Raw genomic sequence first — 22782 nt, forward strand, 5'->3', positions numbered from 1 at the left:
CGCCAGGGCGCAAACAAGAACGAACCTGGAGACAAGACAGATGGCGCAATGGGAAGCATCGGCCCCCGCCGGTCGCGATGACGTGAACGGACGCGGGCTGGGGAACCGCTGGATCCAGCTGGCAATCGGTGTGGTATGCATGGGTCTGGTGGCGAATTTGCAGTACGGCTGGACGCTGTTCGTATCACCGATGGATGCCAGGCACCATTGGGGCGCTTCCGCCATCCAGGTGGCATTCTCGATTTTCATCGTCACCGAGACCTGGCTGGTGCCGCTGGAAGGCTGGCTGGTCGACAAGTTCGGCCCGCGCCCGGTGGTGGCCGGCGGGGCCATCTGCGCGGGGCTGGCATGGGTGATGAACGCGTATGCGACCACGCTGCCGGAGCTGTACGTGGCCGCCGTGATCGCCGGTATCGGCGCCGGCGGCGTTTACGGAACCTGCGTCGGCAACGCGCTGAAGTGGTTCCCGGACAAGCGCGGCCTGGCTGCCGGCCTGACCGCGGCGGGTTTTGGCGCGGGCGCGGCCATCACCGTGATTCCGATCGCCAACATGATCCAGAGCGCGGGCTATGAGAAGGCGTTCCTGTTCTTCGGCATCCTGCAAGGGGTGAGCATCTTCGTGCTGGCGCTGCTGCTGGTGAAGCCCACGCCGCCCAGGGGCGCGGTGGCGGCGAAGGCGGTGCTGACCAACCCGGTGGAGTACACGCCGGGGCAGATGGTGAAGACGCCGGTGTTCTGGCTGATCTATGCCTGCTTTGTCGCGGTGGCGGCGGGCGGCATCATGGCGACGGCGCAACTGGGGCCGATCGCCAAGGACTACGGCTTTGCGTCGATGCCGGTGACGCTGCTGGGGCTGACCTTGCCGCTGCTGACGATGACGCTGTCGATCGACAACCTGTGCAATGGCTTCACGCGGCCGCTGTGCGGCTTCCTGTCGGACCGGTTCGGCCGCGAGAACACGATGTTCGTGATCTTCATCGGCGAGGGACTGGCGCTCCTGGGGCTGATGCAGCTAGGGCACAACCCGTACTGGTTCATGTTCTTCGCGGCGCTGACCTTCCTGTTCTGGGGCGAGATTTTCTCGATCTTCCCGGCGCTGTGCGCGGATACCTTCGGCAGCAAGTTCGCCGCGGCGAACGCGGGCACGCTGTACACCGCCAAGGGGACTGCGGCGATGCTGGTGCCGCTGGCCTCGGTCCTGTCGGCACGAGGGGGCTGGGAAGCGGTATTCACCGTGGCAGCGGTGGTAACGATCGCGGCGGGGCTGTCGGCGAAACTGGTGCTGGCGCCCATGCGCAAGCGATTCATTATCGGCCACCCGGTTTCCGCGCTGCCAGTGGCCGAGGGAGGCCTGGCGACGAACCCATCGGCCAGCCGCGTTGAATAGGCCGCAGCGCGGGCGTGATGCCGCAAGAAGCGAGGCAGGGGAATGTCCTGGCTGCTCCGACAGGCGCGGCCTATGGGCCCCTCGCTTGTCAGAAACAGTGTATGTGATATATCTGCGTGGTCGGGTGTGTCGGTGCGGTGCGTTTGCGTATAGCAGCCGGTATCTGTGCAAAACGCGAATGAATGCCTTGCCATTGAGGAATTGCGCTGATTTGCGCGCAGATCCGACCGCGTTTGCTGCGGTGCACTGACGAAAGTTGGGCGCAGAGATGGAAAATAGCTTGCCGTTCTCTGATATATCACATACCGTATGTCATCAAGACCGGTCGAACGAGAACCGGCACCGACCGCAGCAGGGCACAGCCCCCGCGCACCACGAACACAAGTCCATAAGGAGACCAAGCATGTCGGAAGTCGTAGCGAAGCGGGCCCCGAGCACTCCCGCGGCAGCCTGAGTCACAAAAATTCCCACCCCAGTCAATTTGCATAGAAGGAAGCAACCATGGCAGAAGTCGGAAACGAGCTGCAGCGTCACGCCGCGGAAGAACATCAGGCACAAACCGATGGTTTTCATCTGGTCATCGACGCGCTGAAGCTGAACGGCATCGAAAACATCTACGGCCTGCCCGGCATTCCGGTCACCGATCTGGCCCGTCTGGCGCAGGCCAACGGCATGCGCGTCATCAGCTTCCGCCACGAGCAGAACGCCGGCAACGCCGCGGCGATTGCGGGCTTCCTGACGCAGAAGCCGGGCGTATGCCTGACCGTGTCGGCGCCGGGCTTCCTGAACGGGCTGACGGCGCTGGCGCATGCCACCACCAACTGCTTCCCGATGATCCTGATCAGCGGCTCGAGCGAGCGCGAGATCGTCGATCTGCAGCAGGGTGATTACGAAGAGATGGACCAGCTGGCCATCGCCCGTCCGCACGCCAAGGCGGCGTTCCGCGTGCTGCACGCGGAGGACATCGGCGTCGGCGTCGCGCGTGCCATTCGCGCCGCCGTGTCGGGCCGCCCGGGCGGCGTGTACCTGGACCTGCCGGCCAAGCTGCTGGGCCAGTCGCTGGAAGCCGAAAAGGGCAAGCAGTCGCTGATCAAGGTGGTGGATCCGGCGCCGCGCCAGCTGCCCGCACCGGATTCGATCGACCGCGCCGTTGCGCTGCTGAAGACCGCCAAGCGCCCGCTGATCCTGCTCGGCAAGGGCGCGGCGTATGCACGCGCCGAGGCGGACCTGCGCAAGCTGGTCGAGAAGACCGGCATCCCGTACCTGCCGATGTCGATGGCCAAGGGCCTGCTGCCCGATACGCATCCGCAGTCGGCCTCGGCCGCGCGCTCCTATGTGCTGGCGGAGGCCGACGTGGTGCTGCTGGTCGGCGCCCGCCTGAACTGGCTGCTGTCGCACGGCAAGGGCAAGACCTGGGGCAAGCCCAAGCAGTTCATCCAGGTCGACATCGCGCCGACCGAGATGGACAGCAATGTCGCCATCGCCGCGCCGGTGGTCGGTGACATCGGCTCATGCGTATCGGCGCTGCTCGACAAGATCGGCAATGACTTCGCCAAGCCGGGCGCCGACTGGCTGAACGCGGTGGCGGACCGCAGGGACACCAACCTGGCGAAGATGGCCGAGACCCTGGCCAGGGCCAAGGATGCCGCGCCGATGAACTTCCACGGCGCGCTGAGCGTGCTGAAGGATGTGGTCAAGGCCAACCCCGGCATCTCGTTCGTCAACGAAGGCGCCAACACGCTGGACTACGCCCGCGCCGTGATCGACATGTACGAGCCGCGCAAGCGCCTGGACGTGGGTACCTGGGGCGTGATGGGCGTGGGCATGGGCTATGCGGTGGCCGCGGCGGTCGAGACCGGCAAGCCGGTGCTGGCGCTGTGCGGCGACAGCGCCTTCGGTTTCTCGGGCATGGAAGTCGAGACCATCTGCCGCTACAACCTGCCGGTCTGCATCGTCATCTTCAACAACAACGGCGTCTACAAGGGCATCGACAAGAACCCCACCGGCGGCACCGACCCGGCGGTCACGACCTTCGTCCCGGGTGCGCGCTACGACAAGATGATGGAAGCGTTCGGAGGCGTCGGCGCCAACGTCACCACGCCGGCGGAACTCGAGGCCGCGGTGAACGAAGCGCTGCGCTCGGGCAAGCCCACGCTGGTCAACGCCGTCATCGATCCGGCAGCCGGCACCGAAAGCGGTCGCCTGACCAACCTGAATCCGCAAAGCTCGGCCAAGAAGTAATCCACCCGAATTTCACCCCCTAATCCAATAGGAGACGAACGTGAACCTCCCACTCAACGGCATCAAGATCATCGACTTCACGCACGTCCAGGCGGGTCCCGCCTGCACGCAGCTGCTGGCATGGTTCGGCGCCGACGTGATCAAGGTCGAGCGCCCGGGTTCCGGCGACGTGACGCGCACCCAGTTGCGCGACATCCCGGATGTCGACGCGCTGTACTTCACCATGCTCAACTCCAACAAGCGCAGCCTGACGCTGGATACGAAGAAGCCGGACGGAAAAAAGATCCTGGAGCAGCTGATCCGCGAGTCCGACGTGCTGGTCGAGAACTTCGGTCCAGGCGCGCTCGACCGCATGGGTTTCTCGTGGGAGCGCATCAACGAACTCAACCCGAAGATGATCGTGGCTTCGGTCAAGGGCTTCAGCGACGGCCACCACTACGAAGACCTGAAGGTCTATGAAAACGTGGCGCAGTGCGCCGGCGGCGCGGCCTCGACCACCGGCTTCTGGGACGGCCCGCCCACGGTCTCCGCCGCGGCGCTGGGCGATTCCAACACCGGCATGCACCTGGCCATCGGCATCCTGACCGCGCTGATCGGCCGCGACAAGACCGGCAAGGGCCAGAAGGTGGCGGTGTCGATGCAGGACGCGGTGCTGAACCTGTGCCGCGTCAAGCTGCGCGACCAGCAGCGCCTGGACCGCCTGGGCTACCTGGAAGAGTACCCGCAGTACCCGCATGGCAGCTTCAGCGACGTGGTGCCGCGCGGCGGCAACGCTGGCGGCGGCGGCCAGCCGGGCTGGGTGCTGAAGTGCAAGGGCTGGGAGACCGATCCCAACGCCTATATCTACTTCACCATCCAGGGCCATGCCTGGGAGCCGATCTGCAAGGCGCTGGGCAAGCCGGAATGGATCGACGATCCCAACTACGCCACCCCCAAGGCGCGCCAGCCGCATATTTTCGATATTTTCAACACCATCGAGGAATGGCTGGCCGACAAGACCAAGTACGAGGCGGTCGACATCCTGCGCAAGTTCGACATCCCCTGCTCGCCGGTGCTGTCGATGAAGGAGATCGCCGCCGATCCGTCGCTGCGCGCCAGCGGCAGCATCACCGAGGTGCCGCACAAGGAGCGCGGCAGCTACCTGACGGTGGGCAGCCCGATCAAGTTCTCCGACCTGAAGCCGGAGATCACGGGTTCGCCGCTGCTGGGCGAGCATAGCGAAGAGGTGCTGGCCGGCCTGGGCTACGGTGCGGAAGACATCAAGCGCCTGCGCGAGTCCCAGGTGATCTGACGCCGACCGCCGGCATCCGTGCCGGCGTCGACGCCGGGGCCGCGCGCACAGCGGGCTCCGGCGTTTTTGCTTGTGGCGTCGCGATGTGGCACGCTAGCCTGGTGGCACCGGCGCGCCCCAGCCGCTGCCGTTTGTAGATGACGAGAGGGAATCCCCATGACAGAGCAGATCGACTACGCACAACTGGTGTCCGCCATTGGCGACGCCATCATCATCGCCGACGCCAAGGGCGCCATCACGCTGTGGAATCCGGCGGCCGAGCGCATGTTCGGCTTTACCCAGGCCGAAGCCATGGGCCAGTCGCTTGATTTGATCATCCCCGAGCGGCTGCGTGGGCGGCACTGGGAGGGCTACGACAAGACCATGGCGACCGGCATCACCCGCTACGGCCATGACCTGCTCAAGGTGCCGGCGGTCGACAAGGACGGCAAGGCGATGTCGATCGCCTTCACCGTGGCGCTGCTCAAGGACGCCGCCGGCGCCATTACCGGCATCGTCGCGGTGATCCGCGACGAGACCGCGCGCTTCCAGGAAGAGCGGGCGCTGAAGAAGCGGCTGGTCGAGCTGGAGAACCAGGTCAAGGAACAGGTCTGAGGCTCCCGCTGCCTGAATGACTTCTGCACACCGCTTCAGCCTGTATTAACCCGGCCTTCTCGGTACCAAAAGCGTTGACGTGGTACCGGGCGGCCCCTACATTGGGAGCCTGACCACAACAATTACAGGGGAGACAACATGGCCCGTCAGGCTCCGGCGGCTGCGGTCGTCCACGGCGGCGCGACCGTCGGCCAGCTCTATACGGCGGCGCTGCGCGCGCGGCCTGGCGTACCCGCCGTGGTCGGCGACGACGTCACGCTGAGTTATGAGGCGCTGGCCCGCCACAGCGCACGCATGGCGCGGCTGTTCGCTGCGCGCGGCCTGGCGCGCCAGGACGCCGTGGCCTTCCTGGTCGGCAACCGCGCCGAGGCGGTGGCGGCCATCATCGCCGCGCAACTGGCCGGGCTGAAGGCCGTATCACTGCATCCGATGGCGGCGGAAGCGGACCATGCCTTCGTGCTGCAAGACGCGGGGGTGCAGGCGCTGGTGGTCGACAACGCCCGCTTCGCCGAGCGGGCGCGCGCGCTCGCCGCCGGCACGCGGCTGCAGGTGCTACCGCTCGACGACGGCGAGTTTGGCGCCGGCCTGGCGCACGCCGCCGCGGCCTTCGATGACGCGCCCGTGGTCCCCGGCGATGACCCGACCGAGATCAGCAAGCTGTCGTACACCGGCGGCACCACCGGACGTTCGAAGGGCATCCTGCATACTCACCGGACCTCGGTGACGATGCTGCAGTACATGCTGGCCACCTACGAATGGCCGGCGCAGGTGCGTTACCTCGTGACCACGCCGATCTCGCACGCGTCCGGCAGCCTGTTCCTGCCGACGCTGCTGCGCGGCGGCACCATCTACCTGTGCGACAAGTTCAGCCCGGCGGATTTCCTGCGACGCGTGGCCGAGCACCGCATCAACCTGACCTTCCTGGTGCCCACGCAGATCTACGGGCTGCTCGATTGCGATGGCCTGGACACGGCTGACCTGTCCAGCCTGGAACTGGTGCTCTACGGCGCGGCGCCGATCGCACCGGTGCGCCTGGCCGACGCGCTGCGCCGCATCGGCCCGGTGTTCGGGCAGATCTACGGCCAGGCCGAAGCGCCGATGTGCATCAGCTACTTGAGCCCGCGCGACCACGATGCGGACCACCCCGAGCGCCTGCGCTCGTGCGGCAAGGTGATCCCCGGCAACCAGGTCAGGCTGCTCGACCCGCAGATGCGTGAAGTCGCGCCGGGCGAGGTGGGCGAACTGTGCGTGCGCGGCCCGCTGGTGATGGAGGGCTACCTGAACCGGCCCGAGGAAGACGCCAGGATCTTTGCCGGCGACTGGCTGCACACCGGCGACATGGCGCGCTGCGACAGGGAAGGGTTCCTGTACCTGGTCGACCGCGCCAAGGACATGATCATCAGCGGCGGCTTCAACGTGTACCCCAGCGAAGTCGAGCATTGCCTGGCGCTGCATCCCGCCATCGCCATGTCCGCGGTGATCGGCGTGCCCGACCCCAAGTGGGGCGAAGCCGTGACCGCCGTGGTGGTGGCCCGCCCCGGCACCGGCCTGACCGAGGCCGACGTGATCACCCACGTGACCCGGCACAAGGGCGTGGTCAATGCGCCCAAGCAGGTGGTGTTCGCCGATGCGCTGCCGCTGACGGCGCTGGGCAAGATCGATCGCAAGGCCATCCGCCGGCGTTACTGGGGCGGACAGGAGCGGCAGGTGGCCTGAGCGGCGCCGGTGGCGTGCGGCCGGCACAGCAGGCCGTTCAGGATGATCTCGTAGAACTCGCTGAAGGCATCGCCCATCTTCATTCCGGTGTCCTTCAGGAACTGCTGGCTGCGCAGGCGATGCGCGGCGCCGAGGATCGCTTCGGACACCAGCCGCGGGTTGTGCGGCGCCATCAGTCCTTGCCGCATGCCGGCCTCGAGCAGGCTTTCCAGCCCGCGCACGCGCGCCAGCTGGTATGCGTCGAACACGGCCCGGCCGCTGTCGATGGCATCGAGGTCGGCCAGCGCCGCCTTGCTCAGTCCCGAGGTATTCAGCGCGGCGTGCAGGTAGGCCGACACGGCGCGCGCGGCATCGATCTCTGCGTGCGCCGCGGCGAAGCCTCGCTCCAGGTTGGCCGCCAGCACATCGCGGCAGATGCCGACGAACAGCGCCTCCTTGGTCGGCGCGATCTCGTACAGGCGCCGCCGCGAGCAGCGCATGCGCTGCGCGATCTCGCCGATGGTCAGCGACGAGACGCCTTCGCTGCACAGCAGGCGCGTCAGGTCCTGGATAAAGTCTTCGTCGGTGCGTCGCGTGGCCATGAAGCGGGCGGGATGCGTCCGGCTGCCGCCGGCCGGTTCGATCTAGGTTGGGAGCGGTATGTTACGACGATTTTCCGCACGCGCCATCACCCGGCGCTCCCCCGCGTAAAGCTTGCAAGTCCGCATGACCGCCGCAGCGCCGGAATTACCACGCGGCGCGCCGCGTGCGCCGCGGCGAGCGCGTGGCGGGCTTTGCCGCGCGGGAACGATCCTTGCGCTGCGCCAGTCTGCCGGCACCGCAGTGGTCCGGCCCACCGGGAGAACGGCGATGGATCGAGACGGCTGGTTCTGGCGGCGCTGGCGCTGCCATCCCGTGCGCCTGGCACTGGGCCTGTTCATCGTCGCGGCGGGGGCCGCCTCCATGCTGGCGCGGCTGCTGCCGCCCCCGGTGTAGCGCCGCTGGCCGTGCGCTGATGCCTCCCGAACTGGCCGCCGCGCCGCCGGCCTACGCATGGCGCGACTTCGCGCGTTTTGCCGGGCCCGGCTACCTGGTCGCGGTCGGGTATATGGACCCTGGCAACTGGGCCACCGATCTTGCCGGTGGCTCGGCCTACGGCTATCGCCTGCTGTGGGTGGTGGCGATGGCCAGCGCCATGGCCATGCTGCTGCAGGTCATGGCCAGCCGCCTTGGCCTGGTCAGCGGGCTGGACCTGGCGCAGGCGTGCCGGCGGCACGCGTCGCCGCTGTCGGCGTGGTCACAATGGGTGCTGTGCGAGGTGGCGATCTGCGCCGCTGACCTGGCCGAAGTGATCGGCACCGCGATTGCGCTGAACCTGCTGTTCGGGCTGCCGCTGCCGTGGGGCGTGGCGCTGACGGTGCTCGACGTGCTGCTGGTGCTGGTGCTGCAGCAGCGCGGCTATCGGCGCCTGGAAGTCTTCGTCATCAGCATGGTGGTGCTGGTGCTGGGCTGCTTCCTGCTGATGCTGGCGCTGGCGCAGCCCGCGTGGCCGGACCTGGCCGCGGGCCTGGTGCCGCGCATGGCGGTGCTGGGCGACGCCGGCGCGCTGTATATCGCCACCGGCATCATTGGCGCCACGGTGATGCCGCACAACCTGTACCTGCACTCCGCCGTGGTCAAGACGCGGCTGCCGCACGCGGACCGGCAGGGCACCGAACGCGCGCTGCGCTATATCGCCTTCGATACGGTCACGGCGCTCGCGGTTGCCTTCGTCATCAACAGTGCGATCCTGGTCACCGCCGCCGGGGTGTTCCATGCGGCCGGCCGCACCGATGTGGCGGAGATCCAGGACGCCTATCGCCTGCTCAGTCCGCTCACCGGTGCCACCTGGGCCAGCGTGGTATTTGGCGTCGCGCTGCTGGCGTCCGGGCAGTGCTCGGCCGTCACCGCCACGCTGGCGGGGCAGGTGGTGATGGAAGGCTTTATCCGCACGCGGCTGCCGCCGTGGGCGCGCCGCCTGCTGACACGCTGCGTGGCGATCGTGCCGGCGCTGGTGGTCGCCATCCTGTTTGCCGAGCGCGGCATGGCGCAGCTGCTGCTGGTCAGCCAGGTGATGCTGAGCCTGCAGCTGCCGTTCGCCGCGATCCCGTTGCTGCGCTTTACCAGCGACCGCAGGCTGATGGGCCGCTACGCCAATTCGCGCACGGTGTTCGTGCTGGCCACGCTGGCCGTCGGCATCATCGTCGCCATGAACGTGGCGATGGTGGCGATGACGCTGACGGCGTGGCGGCCGTAGTGCCGACGTAGTGCCGACGTAGTTCGGCCATAGCGTGCCGGACCCGCCGCGCATGTCAGGGCTGCGGCTTCTGCTGCAGGTCGTCGGCTTCGGCCTCGCCCGATCCCAGTTCGGCGCCGGTCACAGGATCGCTCTGCGGGTCGGACGCGCCGCGCATTGCAAACGCCTCCAGCGTGTCCTGCTGCTCGGCGGGCAGGTCGACCTGGGCGGTGCCATCGCCGCCATCCACCGCGGGCGTCGGGCTTTCGACGAAGACGAAGTTGCGGTCCGCATTCCATGGCCCGCGCATCGCCTCGCCCTGCGACATCTTGAAGTAGACGTTGGCGAACTGCGGATCGCCCGGCGTCTTGCCCGGCGGGAAGTTGGGCGTGATCGAATACAGCGCCTTCTCGAACGACTTCTGGTGCGAGATCTCGCGCGTCATCAGGAAGCCCAGTGCCTCCTGCACGCTGGGATCGTCGGTCACGTTCATCAGCCGCTCGTAGATGATCTTGGCGCGCGCCTCGGCGGCGATGTTGGAGCGCAGGTCGGCGGTGGGCTCGCCGATGGTGTCGACATAGGCGGCCGTCCACGGCACGCCCGCCGAATTGACCAGCGCCGGCCCGCCGCCGAACAGCACCTGCGTCACGTGGCTGTCGTTGCCCGCGCCCTGCAGCGAGCGGTAGAGCTCGGCTTCCTGGTCCAGGCCTTCGGCCAGCTCGCCCTTGGCGCCGCGGTTGAGATGGCGATGATCGAGCCGATCACCTCCAGGTGGCTCAGTTCCTCCGTGGCGATATCGAGCAGCATGTCCTTGCGGCCCGGATCCTCCTCGGCCAGGGCCTGCGTGAAATAGCGGCATGCCGCGGCCAGCTCGCCCTGCGGGCCGCCGAACTGCTCCAGCAGCAGGTTGGCCAGGCCGGGGTCGGGACGCGAGACGCGCACGGTGTACTGCAGTCGCTTGTTGTGCATGAACATGGTGGATTCTCCGGTAGAGGTGAGCGGGAGGCGTGTCGCAGCGGTCGAGTCAGGCGGTATGGAGGCGACGGACCGACCGGGGGCTCGCGGCCGCAACGATCATGCCCGGCTGCCACCATCCGGCCGGGCGCGGTGGCGTGGAGCTTGCACGGCTGATACAGCGCGTTGCCGGGCGCAGCGCAAAGACCCGCGCGGGCGCGACGGGAACGGTAAAAAGCGGGAGAGCCGTGTGAAATTTACTGGCGCTGCGTGCAGCAGCACGGACAAAGACCGTGGGCGGGGGCCTGAATCAGGCGCGCTTTGCGGCGTGCCGCAGCAGCATCGCACCCAGCGGCAAAGCCAACCCGAAGACGACGTAGACCAGCGCCAGCATGCCGGGCGACAGCCGGCGCTCGAAGCCGGGCGTAAGGCGCTGGGGCGTGCACTTCAGGTCGACGAAACACGCGATGCCGGAAATCGCCAGGCCGCCGAGCACGCGCGCCGGCGCGGTGGGGCGGGCGCTGGAGCAAGCAGTGCGATGGGCGTCGCCGACTGCCATCGCGCCTTCGTAGAACGCCGCCCAGAACACCGACATCGCATGATGGATGACATAGCCCAGCACGGTATGCCGCACCGACGCCCGGTTGACGTGCATGGCCCGTTCGCCCCAGATCCAGTGGCTGACGGCGTTGACGGGCGCGAAGGCGCTGCCGCAGTCGACGCTGCCACCGCAGGCGAGCATGGCGGTGGACAACAGGCTGGCGCAAGTGCCCGAGACCGCGGCCCGGCGCAGCACCGTGGCCGCATCCAGCGCGTGCTCGTGCTCGGCGCCAGCGGCTTTATCGGCCGGCATGCCTGTGCCGCAATGCTGGATCGAGGATTCCATGTGATAGCGGGGGTGCGGCACGTGCCTGCGCACGATGCACCCGAAGCGCCGCATGGCGGCCATGCCTGCACGGCAAGCGAATTTCGTGCCGTCGATTTTGCGCGCATGACCGCGGCGGCAGACTGGGCGCCGTTGCTGGCCGATGTCGAGGCGGTGGTGAACCTGATCGGCATCTTCCGCGAGACCGCGACCCAGCGCTTCGACGTGCTGCACCGCGCCGCGCCGCAGGCGTTGTTCGATGCCTGCCTGCGGCAAGGGGTGCGGCTGGTGGTGCAGATGTCGGCGCTGGGTGCCGACGAACATGCGCTGACCGACTTCCATCGCAGCAAACGCACGGCCGACCAGCACCTGCTCGGCCTGCCCATCGATGCCGTGGTGCTGCAGCCGTCGCTGGTGTTCGGTGCCGACGGCACCAGTGCGCAGCTGTTCTGCGCGCTGGCGACGCTGCCCTGCCTGGCGCTGCCGGGTGGCGGCAGGCAGCCGGTGCAGCCGGTCCATGTCGACGACGTGGCGCAGGCCATCGTGGCCTTGCTGGCCGGATGGGGCGGCGCAGCGCCCTGGCGCTCCGGGCGGCTGGCGCTGGTGGGCCCGGCGCCGCTGCCGCTGGCCGACTACCTGGAGGCGTTGCGCCATGGCCTGGGTTTGCGCGGCAAGGCCTGGCTGGTGCCGCTGCCGCGCGCGCTGGCGCGGGCGGTGATGCCGCTGGCCGAACGCGCCACCGGCGGCGTGCTCGGGCGCGATGCGCTGACCATGCTGGACCAGGGCAGCGTGGCGGATCCGTCCGGCCTTGCCCGCGTGCTCGGGCGGCCGCCGCGGGCGGTGCCCGCATTCATCCCGCCGGGACTGCGCGGCGCGTTGCGTGCGCAGGCGCTGCAGCGCTGGATCCATCCGCTGTTGCGCTGGAGCCTGGCCTTTGTGTGGATCGTCACCGCGGCGGTTTCGCTGGGGCTGTACCCGGTGGCCGACAGCTATGCGTTGCTGGCGCGCGCGGGCGTGCCGCCGGCCTTGCAGCCGCTGGCGCTGTATGGCGCCGCGCTGCTCGACCTGGCCTTCGGCGTGCTGTGCGTGGTGCCGCGGCGCCCGCGCTGGCTGTGGCTGGCGCAGATCGCGCTGATCCTGGGCTACACCGGCATCATCAGCGTGCGCCTGCCGGAATACTGGCTGCATCCGTATGGCCCGCTCAGCAAGAACGTGCCGATGCTGGTCGTGCTGTGGTGGCTGCACCTGACCGAGGAGCGGGCATGGACTACGTCACGCTGAAATGGCTGCATATCTTGTCTGCCACCTTCCTGTTCGGCACCGGCGTGGGCAGCGCCTTCTACCTGGTCGGCGCGACGCTGACGCGCAATGTCCGCACGGTTGCCGCGACCGCACGCATGGTGGTGATCGCTGACTGGATCTTCACCGCCTCCACCGCCATCCTGCAGCCGCTGACCGGCTATGCGCTGGTGAAGATGGCCGGGTTCTCGTGGTCGGTGCCGTGGCTGAAGTGGTCGGTGGTGCTTTACGCCGTCGCCATTGCCTGCTGGCTGCCGGTGGTCTGGCTGCAGAAGCGCATGCGCGACGTGGCGCTGGACTGCAACGGGCCCCGGCTGCCGCGCGCCTACTGGCGCCTGTTCTGGTGGTGGTTCGGACTGGGCTTCCCGGCGCTGTTCTCGTTCCTGGTCATCTTCTACCTGATGGTGGCCAAGGTCAGTTGAACAAAAAACGGCGAGGCCGCTGTCGCGCGCCTCGCCGTGAACCGATCGGGCCGCTCAGTTGAGGTGGCCGACCGCGCGCAGGTACTCGTTCTTTTTCTCGAAGATCAGCCCGCTCAGGAACGCGGCGTCGTACGCGGCCAGCAGGTGGGGGTGATGTTCCTCGATATAGCGGGCCACGCGTCCCTTTTCGCATTCGATGCCGCACAGCCACTCATACATGGCGGCGTCCCAGCGAAAGCGCAGCCCCAGTTCGATGAAGGCCGCGTTATACGCCGCGAGCTGGGTCTCGCGCGGGATCGGCTGGTTGTCGGCACCGACCGTGATGGCGGCGTGGCGGCTTTCCTGCTGGGCGGGGTTCATGCTGGTCTCCTCGGATGCGCGCTGGCAGTTGGGTTGAGACAAGCATAGGGAGGGTGAACGATTTACGATAATTAAAGTTTCATAGCAAAACCATAAGTAATCGTTTATGAAACCATTCAGGCATCCTGGCGGATCAAGCCTGCCACCCCCGTGATGGTCTGGATCAGGTCGGCGCCTTCTTCCATCAGGAACTGCTTGAACGCCAGCGCCACCGGCGGCAGCCGTTTGTTCTTGCGGTGCACCACGTACCAGTTGAGCATCACCGGAAAGCCCTCGATATCGAGCACGGCCAGCTTGCCGGCCTGCAGCTCCAGGCCCACGGTATGGGCTGACAGGAAGGCAATGCCCATGTTGGCGATCACCGCCTGCTTGATGGTTTCGGTGCTCTTGATCTCCATCGCGATGCGCAGGTTCGACAGCCGGCCGGCAAAGCCTTCCTGCATCGAGTTCCAGGTGTCCGAGCCTTTCTCGCGCGAGACGAAGGCTTCGTCGGCCAGTTCGGCCAGCGGGATATTGCGCACGCCCACCAGCGGGTGGCTGGGCGCGGCGACGATCACGTAAGGGTGCGGGGCAAAGGCCTCGTTGATGGTGTCCATGCCCTCGGGCGGGCGCACCATCACGGCGAGGTCGGTCAGGTTGCCGGCCAGCTGGTGCAGCAGTTCCTCGCGGTTGTGCACGGCCAGGTTCAGCGTCACCCCCTCATGGCGGTCCATGAATTCCGCCAGCAGTCGCGGAAAGAAATAGTCGCCGGCGCTGATCACGGCGACATTGAGGCGCCCGCCGGAGATGCCCTTGAGCTGCGACATGGCGTCTTCGGCCTCGCGGAACTGCTGGATGATGCTGCGGCTGTAATGCAGCATTTCATGGCCCGCCGGGGTCAAATAGATCTTTTTCCCGAGCTGCTCGAACAGCGGCAGCCCGACGTGATGCTCCAGCTGCCGCACCTGGGTCGACACCGCGGGCTGGGTCAGGTGCAGTTCCTCGGCGGCGCGGGAAAAGCTCATATGGCGGGCAACGGTCTCGAAGACCTTCAGCTGCCGCAGCGTGGCGTTCTTCATCCGGCTCCCGTCCTATAAACGATCAGCTATATAAACGATAAAAAACTTTATGCAGTGCTGATCTTAGATTCAAGTAGCATCAATCGCCAGCCTTGCATGTCCCGTCCGAACCCGGCACTCCAGCAGCGCGGGAGCCAGCCGCCGGCCACCAGCATGGCCAAAAAACAACGATGGCTGCCCACAGCCACGATCAACACCAAGGAGACTATCGTGACCGGACCGAACGCAGCCGCGCGGCCCCCGCAGCGCCGTGCCATGCCCGAAGACAGGGTTCGCCTCAGCCATGCCGGCGCGGGGCAGGGGGGCAGGCCATGAATATCTCGCTCCCGCAACTGAAGGCCTTTGCCGCGGTGGCGCGGCACAAGAGCTTTACCCGCGCCGCGGTCGAACTGGGGCTGACACAATCCGCGGTCAGCCGCAGCGTGCGCGAGCTGGAAGAAGAGATCGACCAGCGCCTGTTCGACCGCACCACGCGCCAGGTGGAGCTGACCGACGCCGGCCAGCACCTGTCCCAGCGCATCTGCCACCTGATCGAAGAGGTGGAGCAGACCCTGCGCGACAGCCAGAGCGCCAGCCGGCCATGCCAGGGCCTGGTGCAGATCGCCTCGGACCCGGTGCTGAGCTCGATGTCGCTGCCGACCTGGCTGGCCGGGTGCCGGCAGGCGTGGCCGGCGATCGCCATCCACCTGAAGGACCGTTCGCAGGAATCGGTGCTGCAGAGTGTGCGCAGCGGCGAGGTCGATTTCGGCATCGCCACCGATCCGCGCGCCGGCGACGACCTGTATTGCGAACCGTTGTGTGTCGACGCCTATCACGCCGTGCTGCCCGCCAAGCATCCGCTGGCCCAGCACGACACCGTAGGGTGGGGCGACCTCTGCGACGCCAGCGTGCTGACGCTGGACCAGCAGTGCGGCGTGCAGCCCGCGGTGGAAAAGGCGCTCAGCAGCTATCACGTGCGCGCGGGCTCGCTGCAGCTGCTGGGCCATTTCGCTGCGGTGTTCGGCATGGTGGCGCTGGGCCTCGGCATCGGCGTGCTGCCGTCGCGGGCACAGGCCGGCGGCATGCATCCGGCCGCCGTGATGCGGCCCCTGCGGCCGCAGGTGACGTCGACGGTCATGCTGGTGCGGCGCAAGAGCCGCTCGCTGAAGCCCAACGCCGCCGCGATCTGGGACGCCTTGCGCGGCCAGGAGTACCAGGAGCCACCAGTGCGCGCGCGCGAAGCCACGACGGTGTGAGCAGGAGGCCCGGCGGAGGCATGTTGGATTAGTGCAAAACCTCTACTGATATATTACATACAGGATATTTACACATAGTGCGGCGCAGCATATAATGAAAACTCCTGATCACAACGCTACTGGAGTTTTCAAATGGAAGTCGCTCTTCTCGTCGCCCTTGGCCTGGCCCTGATTGCTGTCGGTGTGGGCGTGACCACGCTGCTGGCCACGCGCCTGCCCATGGATGTGCTGGTTACCGCGCAGGACCACGGCCGCTTTGCCGGCCTCGGCTCGAACCAGCACAGCGACGGCGTGGGCCGCGCCAGCGCGTCGCGCATCGTGCCGGCCGCCGGTGAACTCGCCTATGCCTGAAGGCCGCTGGCGCGCGGCGCTTTCGCGCTGAAGCGCTGATGGCAAGGGCTGTAGCGGCCGGCATCCCTTGCGACCATCACGGCGAGCACGGCCGCCACGCTGCTCGTCTCCCTCCCTCCTTATCCTTCCCCTCTGTTCGCAAGCGACGCCCTGGCGCTTCGTTGCGCGTTCCTTGCGCGCTCCTTGTCCTGCCATCGGCGCTTTGTGTGCCCGGTCCGGGTGGATCCCCGGCCATTCCATATGGATACGTACACCCGCAGGCCTCCATGTCTGCATCTAGGGACTTTCCCCAACCGATCGTTTTCCCGGTTTTTCAATGGCGAGATCCCCGGCATGCTTGCGGTTGCCGGGCGCTGGCCGATTTATGCTTAGACGCAAGGCAACTGCTTGATTCCCAAGGACTCTTGATGCTGCCGGAACTGCCATTGATTCCGCTTGCGCACCATTCGCGGGCGGTCCATGACGGCTAGGGCACCAGGTAAAGCGGCGGCATGCTGCACAGCCGCGAAGAATACGCTTGACTTACCTGATATATCACATACCGTATAGCACTAGAACGGCTAAGCTGTTCTTCGACCGAGAGTCACGCAGAGGCGTCTGAAGGCGCCCATCTTCCACCTTGGCGGTTCGCCGCTATAAGGAGACATCATGGAATTGCAGCAGAGGGAGTCCACGTCGCGCTTTGCGTCGCCGTGGGTGCAACTGGTATTCGGCGTGATCTGCATGGCGATGATTGCCAACATGCAGTATGGCTGGACCCTGTTCGTCAACCCGATCGACGACAAATACGGCTGGGGCCGTACCGCGATCCAGGTCGCATTCACCATCTTCGTTGTGACCGAAACATGGCTGGTGCCGATCGAGGGCTACCTGGTCGACAAGTACGGCCCGCGCCCGGTGGTGGTGGGCGGCGGCCTGCTGTGCGCAGTGGCCTGGGCACTGAACTCGGTAGCGTCCTCGCTGCCCATGCTGTACGTCGCGGCGGCCATTGGCGGCCTGGGCGCGGGCGCGGTGTATGGCACCTGCGTGGGCAATGCGCTGAAGTGGTTCCCGAATCGCCGCGGCCTGGCGGCGGGGATTACCGCGGCGGGCTTCGGCGCCGGCTCGGCGCTCACCGTGGTGCCGATCGCCAACATGATCAAGACCTCGGGCTATGAAGCGGCCTTCCTGTGGTTCGGCCTGGGCCAGGGGCTGGTGGTGTTCATCCTCGGCATGGCCCTGTACCCGCCGTCGGCCAAGATCCTGAGCGAGGTCAAGAGCACGCTGAAGGCGGCAGCCACCTACAACGCGTCGCCGCGCGAGGTGCTGAAGTCGCCGATCTTCTGGGTCATGTACGCGATGTTCGTGATGATGGCCGCCGGCGGCCTGATGGCCACCGCGCAGCTGGGTCCGATCGCCAAGGATTTCGGCCTGCATGAGGCGCCGATCTCCATCCTCGGCCTGACCCTGCCGGCGCTGACCTTCGCGCTGACCATCGACCGCGTGCTCAATGGCCTGACGCGTCCGTTCTTTGGCTGGATCTCCGACCATATCGGCCGCGAACGCACCATGTTCTTTGCCTTCGGCGTCGAGGCGGTCGGCATCCTGCTGCTGTCGAAGTACGGCCACCATCCGGTTGCCTTCGTGATCCTGACGGGGGTGGTGTTCTTCGCCTGGGGCGAGATCTACAGCCTGTTCCCGGCCACCTGCGGCGACACCTTCGGGCCCAAGTTTGCCGCCACCAACGCCGGCCTGCTGTATACCGCCAAGGGCACGGCGGCATTGCTGGTGCCGTTCTCCAGCGTGATCACCGCCGCCACCGGCAACTGGCACGCGGTGTTCATGGTGGCCTCGGGCATGGCGGCATTGACCGCGGCGATGGCGCTGTTCGTGCTCAAGCCGATGCGCGAGGCCCATGCCCGCAAGTACGTGCATGCCAACACCGCTGCGCCGATGGGTTACCGTACCGTGCCCGAAGACCTGACCTGATGAAGAAGGCAGTACGGCGCCCACCGGCGCCGGCAGTACCCGGACGCGTGCGGCTGCGATGCCTGCACAGCCGCCGCGCCCGGTAGCACAATACGACAACAACAAGGCACGACAGGAGGGCGGCCCGCCGGGCGCCTTCCTGATCGTGCAGCGCAACCCCACCAACAACACCCAGGCACGCCATGAACCAGGTTGTCATTCCCCTCGAGGCGACGGGCCTCAGCCGGCAGCGCAAGCGCCGCCAGCCCAAGGGCCGGCAGGTCGACGCGGCCGCGCTGGCCGAAGTGCGCGTGGCGCTGGGCGACATGCCCCGCCGGCGCGACCTGCTGATCGAACACCTGCACTGCATCAACGACCGCTACGGCCAGCTGGCCATGCCGCACCTGGTCGCGCTGGCCAGCGAGCTGCGGCTGTCGATGACCGAGGTCTACGAGGTCGCCACCTTCTACCACCACTTCGACGTGGTGCGCGAGGATGCGGATGGCCAGATCGCGCCGCCGCCGGCGCTGACCGTGCGTGTGTGCGAGGGCATTGCCTGCGAGCTGGCCGGTGCGCAGGCCCTGATCGACAAGCTGCCGGCGCTGCTCGGCACCGAGGTGCGCGTGATCGCCGCGCCCTGCATCGGCCGCTGCGAGAAGGCGCCGGCCGCGCTGGTCGGCCAGAACCCGGTCGACCATGCAACCGCCGAGGCCATCGGCACCGCCGTGCAGGCCAAGGCCGTGCGCCATGCGCCCGAACCGCATATCGACTACGACGCCTACCGGCGCGACGGCGGCTATGCCGTGTTGAAGGCGCTGGCCGGCGGCGGGCTCGACCCGGCCGCGGTGCTGGCCACGATGGAGGATTCCGGCCTGCGCGGCCTGGGCGGCGCGGGCTTCCCGACCGGACGCAAATGGCGCATCGTGCGCGGCGAAGCCGCGCCGCGGCTGATGGCGGTCAATATCGACGAGGGCGAGCCCGGCACCTTCAAGGACCGCGTCTACCTGGAACGCGATCCGCACCGTTTCCTCGAGGGCATGCTGATCGCGGCGCAGGTGGTCGATGTGGCGGCGATCTACATCTACCTGCGCGACGAATATGCCGGCTGCCGCGCGCTGCTGGCCGAAGCCTTGCAGCAGCTGCAGCGGGACCCGCCGGTCCCGGGCCTGCCGCGCATCGAGCTGCGCCGCGGCGCGGGCGCGTATATCTGCGGCGAAGAATCGGCGATGATCGAATCGATCGAAGGCAAGCGCGGCATGCCGCGGCTGCGTCCGCCCTATGTGGCGCAGGTGGGCCTGTTCGGCCGGCCGACGCTGGAGCACAACTTCGAAACCCTGTACTGGGTGCGCGACATCCTCGAGAAGGGCGCCGAGTGGTTTGCCGCGCAAGGGCGCAACGGGCGCAAGGGCCTGCGTTCGTTCTCGGTCTCGGGCCGGATCAAACGACCTGGCGTGCATCTGGCGCCGGCCGGGATCACGGTGCGCGAGCTGATCGACGAATACTGCGGCGGCATGCTCGACGGCCATGCGTTCTACGGCTACCTGCCGGGCGGGGCGTCGGGCGGCATCCTGCCCGCGGCGCTGGGCAATATCCCGCTGGACTTCGATACGCTGCAGCCCTACGGCTGCTTTATCGGCTCGGCCGCAATCGTGATCCTGTCCGACCACGACAGCGCCACGCAGGCGGCGCGCAACCTGATGCATTTCTTCAAGCACGAGTCGTGCGGACAATGCACGCCGTGCCGCACCGGCACGGCCAAGACGCTCGACCTGATCCGCCAGCCCAAGTGGGACCTGGCGGCGCTGGATGACCTGTCCGCGGTGATGCGCGATGCCTCGATCTGCGGCCTGGGACAGGCCGCGCCGAACCCCGTCGACTGCGTGATCAAGTACTTCCCGCACGAACTGGCCTGATGCCGGCCCGAGCCTGAGAGACAGACATGAATGCACTGACCCGCGCCGAACGCGCGCTTGTCGAATCCGCCGAACCAGCCGTGACCTTCACCCTCAACGGCCGCGAGGTGAGCGCCGAGCCCGGCGAAAGCCTGCTGAAGGTGGCGCAGCGCGAAGGCTTCGACGTGCCGCACCTGTGCTACAAGGACGGCCTCGAGCCCGCCGGCAACTGCCGCGCCTGCATGGTCGAGATCCAGGGCGAGCGCGTGCTGGCGCCGTCCTGCTGCCGCTATCCCGCCGCAGGCATGCAGGTGCAGACCGAATCCGAGCGCGCCCGCCGCGCCCAGCGCACCGTGCTGGAACTGCTGCAGTCGGACATGCCGGAAGCGGAATACACGCGCCACAACGAGCTTGATCAATGGGCCGCCCGGCTGGAAGTCGGCAAGCCACGCTTCGCCCCGCGCGAACGCGTGGCGGCGGACCTGTCGCATCCGGCCATCGCGGTCAACCTGGATGCCTGCATCCAGTGCACCCGCTGCCTGCGCGCGTGCCGCGACGAACAGGTCAACGACGTGATCGGGCTGGCGCTGCGCGGCGACGACGCGCGCATCGTGTTCGACATGGACGACCCGATGGGCGCTTCCACCTGCGTGGCCTGCGGCGAATGCGTGCAGGCCTGCCCGACCGGCGCGCTGATGCCCGCGCGCGATGCCGCGCTGGCGGTGCCGGACAAGCAGGTGGAATCGGTGTGCCCGTACTGTGGCGTCGGCTGCCAGCTGACCTACAACGTCAAGGACAACCGCATCCAGTTTGTGGAAGGGCGCGATGGCCCGGCCAACCACCAGCGCCTGTGCGTGAAGGGCCGCTACGGCTTCGACTACGTCCAGCATCCGCAGCGGCTGACGGTGCCGCTGGTGCGCCGCGACGGCGTGCCGAAGCAGGGCGATTTCGTCATGGATCCCGACCACGTCATGGACGTGTTCCGCGAAGCCAGCTGGGAAGAAGCGCTGGCGCTGGCCGGCGGCAAGCTCGCGCAGATCCGCGATGCCCATGGCAAGCGCGCGCTGGCCGGGTTTGGCTCGGCCAAGGGCAGCAATGAAGAGGCCTACCTGTTCCAGAAGCTGGTGCGCACCGGCTTCGGCAGCAACAACGTCGACCACTGCACGCGGCTGTGCCATGCCTCGTCGGTGGCGGCGCTGCTGGAAGGGATCGGCTCGGGCGCGGTGTCGAACCCGGTGATGGATGTCGACAAGGCCGAGGTGGTGATCGTGATCGGCGCCAACCCGACCGTGAACCACCCGGTCGCGGCCAGCTGGATCAAGAACGCCGTGAAGAACGGCACCAAGCTGATCGTGGCCGATCCGCGCCGCTCGGACCTGGCGCGCTTTGCCTGGCGCTTCCTGCAGTTCAAGCCCGATGCCGACGTGGCGCTGCTCAACGCGATGATGCATGTGATCGTCAACGAAGGGCTGGTCGACCAGGACTTCATCGACAGCCGCACCATCGGCTTCGACGAGCTGCAGCGCAACGTGGCCGCCTACAGCCCCGAGCTGATGGCGCCGATCTGCGGCATCGACGCCGAAACCATCCGCGAGGTCGCGCGGGTCTATGCCACCGCGAAGAGTTCGATGATCCTGTGGGGTATGGGAGTGTCGCAGCACGTGCATGGCACCGACAACGCGCGCTGCCTGATCGCGCTGGCGCTGATGACCGGCCAGATCGGCCGGCCCGGCACCGGGCTGCATCCGCTGCGCGGGCAGAACAACGTGCAGGGCGCTTCCGATGCGGGCCTGATCCCGATGATGTACCCGGACTACCGGCGCGTCGACGATCCGCTGGCGATCGCCAGCTTCGAGGCGCTGTGGGGCATGCCGCTGGACCGCCAGCCCGGCCTGACCGTGGTCGAGGTGATGCAGGCGATCGAGCGCGGCGAAGTGCGCGGCATGTACATCATGGGCGAGAACCCGGCGATGTCCGACCCCGACGCCGAGCATGCGCGCGAGGCGCTGGCATCGCTGGACCACCTGGTGGTGCAGGACATCTTCCTGACCGAGACCGCGTACCTGGCCGACGTGGTGCTGCCGGCCTCGGCCTTCCCCGAGAAGACCGGTACCTTCACCAACACCGACCGCACCGTGCAGCTCGGACGGCAGGCGCTGAATCCGCCGGGGCAGGCGCGCCAGGACCTGTGGATCATCCAGCAGATGGCGGCGCAGCTGGGGCTGGACTGGCGCTACGACAGCGTCGAGGACGTGTTCAACGAGATGCGGCAGGCGATGCCGAGCATCGGCGGCGTGACCTGGGAGCGGCTGGAGCGCGAACACGCGGTGACGTATCCGTGCAAGGAAGAGGGCGATCCGGGCGAGCCGGTGATCTTCACCGACAGCTTCCCGACCGCCACGGGGCGGGGACGTTTCGTGCCGGCCGATATCATCCCGGCGGCCGAGCGGCCCGACGCCGACTATCCGATGGTGCTGATCACCGGGCGCCAGCTCGAGCACTGGCATACCGGCAGCATGACGCGCCGCGCCGGCGTGCTGGACGCGATCGAGCCCGATCCGGTCGCGCTGGTGCATCCGCTCGACCTGGATGCGCTCGGTGGCACGCCGGGCGGCGTGGTCACGCTGTCGTCGCGGCGCGGCGAGGTCACGCTTTATGCCCGCGCCGATGCCGGCACGCCGCGCGGCGCCGTGTTCGTGCCGTTCTGCTACTACGAGGCGGCGATCAACAAGCTGACCAACGCGGCGCTGGACCCGTTCGGCAAGATTCCCGAGTTCAAGTACTGCGCAATCAGGATGACGGCGGGCGGACCGGTGCCGGTGCAGTCGAGCTATGGCGGCGGGCAGATCCTGGAGCCGGCTTCGGCCTAGCCCCAAGGAGCGGTGGTGTTCCGCATCGCCGGCGGAACACCACCCC

General features: G+C 67.5%; 18 protein-coding genes and 1 pseudogene. 14 read left to right on the plus strand and 5 right to left on the minus strand.

Annotated features, from left to right (window positions below; all coding sequences use genetic code 11):
- Positions 1–40: 40 nt before the first annotated feature.
- The 5 genes from oxlT (MKD50_RS03715) to MKD50_RS03735 all read left to right on the plus strand — a co-directional run bounded on the left by oxlT (MKD50_RS03715) (position 41) and on the right by MKD50_RS03735 (position 7229).
- Positions 41–1387 carry an oxalate/formate MFS antiporter gene (gene oxlT, locus MKD50_RS03715; protein ID WP_172582388.1) on the plus strand — a complete coding sequence of 449 codons (1347 nt, stop codon included), beginning with the start codon at positions 41–43 and terminating at the stop codon, positions 1385–1387.
- Positions 1388–1888: 501 nt separating this feature from the next.
- Positions 1889–3628 carry an oxalyl-CoA decarboxylase gene (oxc, locus tag MKD50_RS03720; protein WP_115701241.1) on the plus strand — a complete coding sequence of 580 codons (1740 nt, stop codon included), beginning with the start codon at positions 1889–1891 and terminating at the stop codon, positions 3626–3628.
- Between the two features lie 40 nt (positions 3629–3668).
- Positions 3669–4919, plus strand: coding sequence for a formyl-CoA transferase (frc, locus tag MKD50_RS03725; RefSeq protein WP_240070869.1), 1251 nt, complete (start codon positions 3669–3671; stop codon positions 4917–4919).
- 156 nt (positions 4920–5075) lie between these two features.
- Positions 5076–5513, plus strand: a complete 438-nt coding sequence (locus MKD50_RS03730) for a PAS domain-containing protein (RefSeq protein WP_252666424.1) — start codon at positions 5076–5078, stop codon at positions 5511–5513.
- A 138-nt stretch (positions 5514–5651) separates the two neighbouring features.
- Positions 5652–7229 carry an AMP-binding protein gene (locus tag MKD50_RS03735; protein WP_252666426.1) on the plus strand — a complete coding sequence of 526 codons (1578 nt, stop codon included), beginning with the start codon at positions 5652–5654 and terminating at the stop codon, positions 7227–7229.
- On the opposite strand, the gene MKD50_RS03740 is transcribed toward MKD50_RS03735, so the two are convergent.
- Positions 7196–7810: a TetR/AcrR family transcriptional regulator gene (locus MKD50_RS03740; RefSeq protein ID WP_252666427.1), complete on the minus strand. Its 615-nt coding sequence runs from the start codon at positions 7808–7810 to the stop codon at positions 7196–7198. The genes MKD50_RS03735 and MKD50_RS03740 overlap by 34 nt on opposite strands.
- A gap of 268 nt (positions 7811–8078) precedes the next feature.
- Between MKD50_RS03740 and MKD50_RS30660 the strand changes: the two genes are divergently transcribed.
- A complete protein-coding gene (locus MKD50_RS30660; protein WP_256461647.1) occupies positions 8079–8204 on the plus strand; it encodes a hypothetical protein in 126 nt (41 codons plus the stop codon).
- A 19-nt stretch (positions 8205–8223) separates the two neighbouring features.
- A complete protein-coding gene (locus tag MKD50_RS03745) occupies positions 8224–9504 on the plus strand; it encodes an Nramp family divalent metal transporter (RefSeq protein WP_115701229.1) in 1281 nt (426 codons plus the stop codon).
- 55 nt (positions 9505–9559) lie between these two features.
- Here MKD50_RS03745 and MKD50_RS03750 read toward each other — a convergent pair.
- Together MKD50_RS03750 and MKD50_RS03755 are read right to left on the minus strand one after the other, a co-directional pair.
- Positions 9560–10458, minus strand: a pseudogene (locus tag MKD50_RS03750) (manganese catalase family protein).
- 289 nt (positions 10459–10747) lie between these two features.
- Positions 10748–11323 carry a hypothetical protein gene (locus MKD50_RS03755; protein WP_252666428.1) on the minus strand — a complete coding sequence of 192 codons (576 nt, stop codon included), beginning with the start codon at positions 11321–11323 and terminating at the stop codon, positions 10748–10750.
- Here MKD50_RS03755 and MKD50_RS03760 point away from each other — a divergent pair.
- A complete protein-coding gene (locus MKD50_RS03760) occupies positions 11303–12583 on the plus strand; it encodes an SDR family oxidoreductase (RefSeq protein ID WP_252666430.1) in 1281 nt (426 codons plus the stop codon). The two genes, MKD50_RS03755 and MKD50_RS03760, sit on opposite strands and share 21 nt — an antisense overlap.
- Positions 12565–13023 carry a DUF2269 family protein gene (locus MKD50_RS03765; protein WP_240070862.1) on the plus strand — a complete coding sequence of 153 codons (459 nt, stop codon included), beginning with the start codon at positions 12565–12567 and terminating at the stop codon, positions 13021–13023. Before MKD50_RS03760 ends, MKD50_RS03765 begins: the two co-directional genes overlap by 19 nt.
- 54 nt (positions 13024–13077) lie before the next feature.
- On the opposite strand, the gene MKD50_RS03770 is transcribed toward MKD50_RS03765, so the two are convergent.
- Both MKD50_RS03770 and MKD50_RS03775 read right to left on the minus strand, forming a co-directional pair.
- The gene (locus MKD50_RS03770) at positions 13078–13383 is read right to left on the minus strand and encodes an HAD family hydrolase (RefSeq protein ID WP_012356314.1); all 306 of its coding nucleotides are present in this window, start codon (positions 13381–13383) and stop codon (positions 13078–13080) included.
- A 116-nt stretch (positions 13384–13499) separates the two neighbouring features.
- Complete coding sequence (locus tag MKD50_RS03775; RefSeq protein ID WP_115701218.1) at positions 13500–14441, minus strand: LysR family transcriptional regulator; 942 nt, start codon at positions 14439–14441, stop codon at positions 13500–13502.
- Positions 14442–14752: 311 nt separating this feature from the next.
- Here MKD50_RS03775 and MKD50_RS03780 point away from each other — a divergent pair, with 311 nt between their 5' ends.
- The 5 genes from MKD50_RS03780 (at position 14753) to fdhF (ending at position 22736) form a co-directional block, all read left to right on the plus strand.
- Entirely contained in the window at positions 14753–15676 is a 924-nt protein-coding gene (locus MKD50_RS03780; protein ID WP_115701216.1) for a LysR family transcriptional regulator, read from the plus strand.
- Positions 15677–15808: 132 nt separating this feature from the next.
- Positions 15809–16027: a hypothetical protein gene (locus tag MKD50_RS03785; RefSeq protein WP_025584906.1), complete on the plus strand. Its 219-nt coding sequence runs from the start codon at positions 15809–15811 to the stop codon at positions 16025–16027.
- 648 nt (positions 16028–16675) lie between these two features.
- Entirely contained in the window at positions 16676–17995 is a 1320-nt protein-coding gene (gene oxlT, locus MKD50_RS03790) for an oxalate/formate MFS antiporter (protein WP_252666432.1), read from the plus strand.
- A gap of 182 nt (positions 17996–18177) precedes the next feature.
- Positions 18178–19887, plus strand: a complete 1710-nt coding sequence (locus MKD50_RS03795) for an NADH-ubiquinone oxidoreductase-F iron-sulfur binding region domain-containing protein (RefSeq protein WP_252666434.1) — start codon at positions 18178–18180, stop codon at positions 19885–19887.
- A 26-nt stretch (positions 19888–19913) separates the two neighbouring features.
- Positions 19914–22736: a formate dehydrogenase subunit alpha gene (fdhF, locus tag MKD50_RS03800; protein ID WP_252666436.1), complete on the plus strand. Its 2823-nt coding sequence runs from the start codon at positions 19914–19916 to the stop codon at positions 22734–22736.
- Positions 22737–22782: the final 46 nt, after the last annotated feature.

It is taken from the genome of Cupriavidus mimosae (assembly GCF_023952485.1).
Lineage (GTDB): Bacteria > Pseudomonadota > Gammaproteobacteria > Burkholderiales > Burkholderiaceae > Cupriavidus > Cupriavidus taiwanensis_C.

Excerpts from the sequence above, each read along its gene's own strand:
- oxlT (WP_172582388.1), top strand. The coding sequence starts at position 41 with ATGGCGCAATGGGAAGCATCGGCCCCCGCCGGTCGCGATGACGTGAAC.
- oxc (WP_115701241.1), top strand. The coding sequence starts at position 1,889 with ATGGCAGAAGTCGGAAACGAGCTGCAGCGTCACGCCGCGGAAGAACAT.
- MKD50_RS03730 (WP_252666424.1), top strand. The coding sequence starts at position 5,076 with ATGACAGAGCAGATCGACTACGCACAACTGGTGTCCGCCATTGGCGAC.
- MKD50_RS03735 (WP_252666426.1), top strand. The coding sequence starts at position 5,652 with ATGGCCCGTCAGGCTCCGGCGGCTGCGGTCGTCCACGGCGGCGCGACC.
- MKD50_RS03740 (WP_252666427.1), bottom strand. The coding sequence starts at position 7,810 with ATGGCCACGCGACGCACCGACGAAGACTTTATCCAGGACCTGACGCGC.
- MKD50_RS30660 (WP_256461647.1), top strand. The coding sequence starts at position 8,079 with ATGGATCGAGACGGCTGGTTCTGGCGGCGCTGGCGCTGCCATCCCGTG.
- MKD50_RS03745 (WP_115701229.1), top strand. The coding sequence starts at position 8,224 with ATGCCTCCCGAACTGGCCGCCGCGCCGCCGGCCTACGCATGGCGCGAC.
- MKD50_RS03760 (WP_252666430.1), top strand. The coding sequence starts at position 11,303 with ATGCTGGATCGAGGATTCCATGTGATAGCGGGGGTGCGGCACGTGCCT.
- MKD50_RS03755 (WP_252666428.1), bottom strand. The coding sequence starts at position 11,323 with ATGGAATCCTCGATCCAGCATTGCGGCACAGGCATGCCGGCCGATAAA.
- MKD50_RS03765 (WP_240070862.1), top strand. The coding sequence starts at position 12,565 with ATGGACTACGTCACGCTGAAATGGCTGCATATCTTGTCTGCCACCTTC.
- MKD50_RS03770 (WP_012356314.1), bottom strand. The coding sequence starts at position 13,383 with ATGAACCCCGCCCAGCAGGAAAGCCGCCACGCCGCCATCACGGTCGGT.
- MKD50_RS03775 (WP_115701218.1), bottom strand. The coding sequence starts at position 14,441 with ATGAAGAACGCCACGCTGCGGCAGCTGAAGGTCTTCGAGACCGTTGCC.
- MKD50_RS03780 (WP_115701216.1), top strand. The coding sequence starts at position 14,753 with ATGAATATCTCGCTCCCGCAACTGAAGGCCTTTGCCGCGGTGGCGCGG.
- MKD50_RS03785 (WP_025584906.1), top strand. The coding sequence starts at position 15,809 with ATGGAAGTCGCTCTTCTCGTCGCCCTTGGCCTGGCCCTGATTGCTGTC.
- oxlT (WP_252666432.1), top strand. The coding sequence starts at position 16,676 with ATGGAATTGCAGCAGAGGGAGTCCACGTCGCGCTTTGCGTCGCCGTGG.
- MKD50_RS03795 (WP_252666434.1), top strand. The coding sequence starts at position 18,178 with ATGAACCAGGTTGTCATTCCCCTCGAGGCGACGGGCCTCAGCCGGCAG.
- fdhF (WP_252666436.1), top strand. The coding sequence starts at position 19,914 with ATGAATGCACTGACCCGCGCCGAACGCGCGCTTGTCGAATCCGCCGAA.